General features: G+C 75.3%; 3 protein-coding genes. 1 reads left to right on the forward strand and 2 read right to left on the reverse strand.

The window, feature by feature from the left end; genetic code table 11:
- Positions 1-869, forward strand: an 869-nt coding sequence (locus tag IE312_RS31360) for a Gfo/Idh/MocA family protein (protein ID WP_229900657.1), incomplete at its 5' end; no start/stop codon positions are given.
- 1 nt (position 870) lies between these two features.
- On the opposite strand, the gene IE312_RS31365 is transcribed toward IE312_RS31360, so the two are convergent.
- The gene (locus IE312_RS31365) at positions 871-1545 is read right to left on the reverse strand and encodes a response regulator (RefSeq protein ID WP_189985647.1); all 675 of its coding nucleotides are present in this window, start codon (positions 1543-1545) and stop codon (positions 871-873) included.
- A gap of 12 nt (positions 1546-1557) precedes the next feature.
- Positions 1558-2838, reverse strand: coding sequence for a sensor histidine kinase (locus IE312_RS31370; RefSeq protein WP_189985648.1), 1281 nt, complete (start codon positions 2836-2838; stop codon positions 1558-1560).
- Between the last annotated feature and the right edge of the window lie 9 nt (positions 2839-2847).

The raw sequence follows: 2847 nt of genomic DNA on the forward strand, positions 1-2847 counted from the left end.
CGGCGCCGGGCGTGGACGAGATCTTCCGCTGGGGCGTGGACGCGGTGGTGATCACCACGGCGACGGCGGCCCACGCCGAGTACATCGGCCGGGCGGCCCGCTCGGGGCTGCCGGTGTTCTGCGAGAAGCCGATCGCCCTCGACCTGCCGGGCACCCTGCACGCGCTGGCCGAGGTGGAGACGGCCGGGACGGTGCTGCAGATGGGTTTCCAGCGACGGTTCGACGCGGGCTACGCCGGCGCCCGGGAGGCCGTCCGCGGCGGGCGGCTCGGCCGGCTGCACACCGTGCGGGCCATGACCTGCGACCAGTCCCCTCCCCCGGCCGAGTGGCTTTCGCTGTCCGGCGGGCTGTTCCGGGACACGCTGATCCACGACTTCGACGTGCTGCGCTGGGTGACCGGCCGGGAGGTGGCCGACGTGTACGCCACCGGCTCGGACCGCGGTCCCGCGATGTTCCGCCAGGCCGGGGACGTCGGCACGGGCGCGGCGCTGCTCACCCTGGACGACGGGACCCTGGCCACGGCGACGGCGACCCGGCTGAACGGCGCCGGGTACGACGTCCGGATGGAGCTGGCCGGGGAGCGGGACACGGTGGTGGTGGGCCTGGACGACCGGACGCCCCTCGCGTCCACCGAGCCGAGCGGGCCGCCGCCCGCGGACAAGCCGTGGACGGGCTTCGCGGAACGTTTCGGTCCCGCCTACGAGGCGGAGCTGAACGCCTTCGTCGAGGTGGTGCGCGGCGAGCGCGCCAACCCCTGCGACGGCCGCGAGGCACTCCAGGCGCTGCGGATCGCCGAGGCCTGCGAACGCTCCCGCCGGGAGCGGCGTCCGGTGCCGCTCGCGGAGATCCCGGGGGCGGCGGAAACCTAGTTCAGGGCCCGTCCTGGAGAAGTCCCGCGTCGTGGGCGAGCAGGGCGATCTGCACACGGTTGTCGAGGCCGAGTTTGGCGAGGATGCGGGAGACGTGGGCCTTGACGGTGGCCACGCTGATGAAGAGCTCCGCGGCGATCAGGGCGTTGGCGAGTCCGCGGCCGACGGCGACGGCGACTTCGCGTTCGCGGTCGTTGAGCACGGCCAGCCGCTCGCGCGCGCGGGTCTGCCGCGCGTCGGCGGCGCTGCCGGCCGCGTGCCGCATCAACTGCCGGGTGACGGCGGGCGACAGGACCGGGTCGCCGGCCGCGATCCGGCGGACGGCGTCGACGATCTCGGCGGGCGGGGTGTCCTTGAGGACGAAGCCGGCGGCGCCGGCGCGCAGGGCGTGCAGCACCTGTTCGTCGGCGTGGAAGGTGGTCAGCACCACGACCTGCGGTGCGTCGGGCCGTGCGCGCAGCCGCCGGGTCGCGGTGATCCCGTCCACCGAGGGCATCCTGATGTCCATCAGCACGACGTCCGGCCGGACCCGCCGCACCAGGTCCTCCGCCTCCGCGCCGTCGGCGGCCTCCCCGACGATCTCGATGCCCTCGGCACCGCCGATCATCAGCGAGAGACCGGCGCGCACGAGGGGGTCGTCGTCGACGAGGAGCAGTCTGATCGGCGTCGCAGTCATGGCGTTACGAAATCACGCGCGGGGATCCGGAACGGAGGGAACGGCCCACGGCAGCCATCCCCTCACCTCGAAGCCCCCGTCGGGGCGTGGGCCGTGGTGCAGGCGTCCGCCGGCCAGCGTGGCGCGTTCGGTCAGGCCGATCAGGCCCTGGCCGGAGCCGGGGACGAAGGGCGCCGGCGCGGGTGGGGCGGGGTGGGTGACCGTGACCGTCAGGCCGTCGCCGGGGGTGCCGGTGAGCCGGACCGTGACCTCGGTGCCGGGGGCGTGCTTGCGGGCGTTGGTCAGGGCCTCCTGGGCGATGCGGTAGGCGGTGCGGCCGACGGAGGCGGGGACGGCGGCCGGATCGGCGACATCGTGGTCGAGGGTGACCGCCATGCCGGCCCCGCGGCACTCGGCGACGAGGGCGTCCAGCGCGGCCAGCGTCGGCTGGGGACGTCCGCCGGACGGTTCGTCGGCCTCGCCGGCCCGCAGCACACCGATGATCTCCCGCAGGTCCTGCAGAGCCTCGTGGGCGCTCTCCCGGATCACCCCGGCGGCGCGCACGACCTCCTCGCGGGGCGCGTCCGGCCGGAACTCCAGGGCGCCCGCGTGCACGCTGAGCAGGGTGAGCCGGTGGGCGAGCACGTCGTGCATCTCGCGGGCGATGGCCTCGCGGGCCAGCCGCTGCGCCTGCTCGGCCCGCAGTCGGGCCTCGGTCTCCGCGTGCCGGGCGCGGTCGCGCAGGCTCAGCACGAGCTGCCGTTTGGACCGGACGAACATGCCCCAGCCGATCACCGCGGCGGTGAGCAGCACGGCCGTGGCGACCGCCGCCGCGTACGGCACGTCGGGGTCGGGCCGCAGCCGGAAGAACACCGGGATCAGCGCCACTGTCGCCCCACCCGTCCAGGCCACGTACCGCAGGGGCCGGTGCACGGCGAGCGTGAACATGGCGACCATGCCCGCGCCGCCCGCGGTGTTCGACAGGAAGGCGACCGGCACCATCGCCACGGCGAGCCCGAGCGGCCACCGGCGCCGCAGCCACACCGCGCCGCAGGCGAGCGCACCGAGCACCTGGTCGAGGGCGGCGAAGCCGTGCGGGAGGTCCTCGTGCCGCAGGGTGTCCGCGCTCAGCAGGCCGACGCACACGGCCAGCAGGAAGCAGGAGAAGTCGACCACCCAGTCGCGCGCCGTGCGCCGGGGCCGCCGGCCGGCGGCCGTGGCGTCCGGGTCCAGTGCGTGGACCAGCGCTGAAGGGAACAGCCAGCGGCGTCCCGTGAACTCCTGCGGCGTCCGCACCCGTTCGTCTCTGCTCACGGTCGGCCA

This window comes from Streptomyces capoamus, assembly GCF_014654935.1.
In the GTDB taxonomy this organism is placed as follows: domain Bacteria; phylum Actinomycetota; class Actinomycetes; order Streptomycetales; family Streptomycetaceae; genus Streptomyces; species Streptomyces capoamus.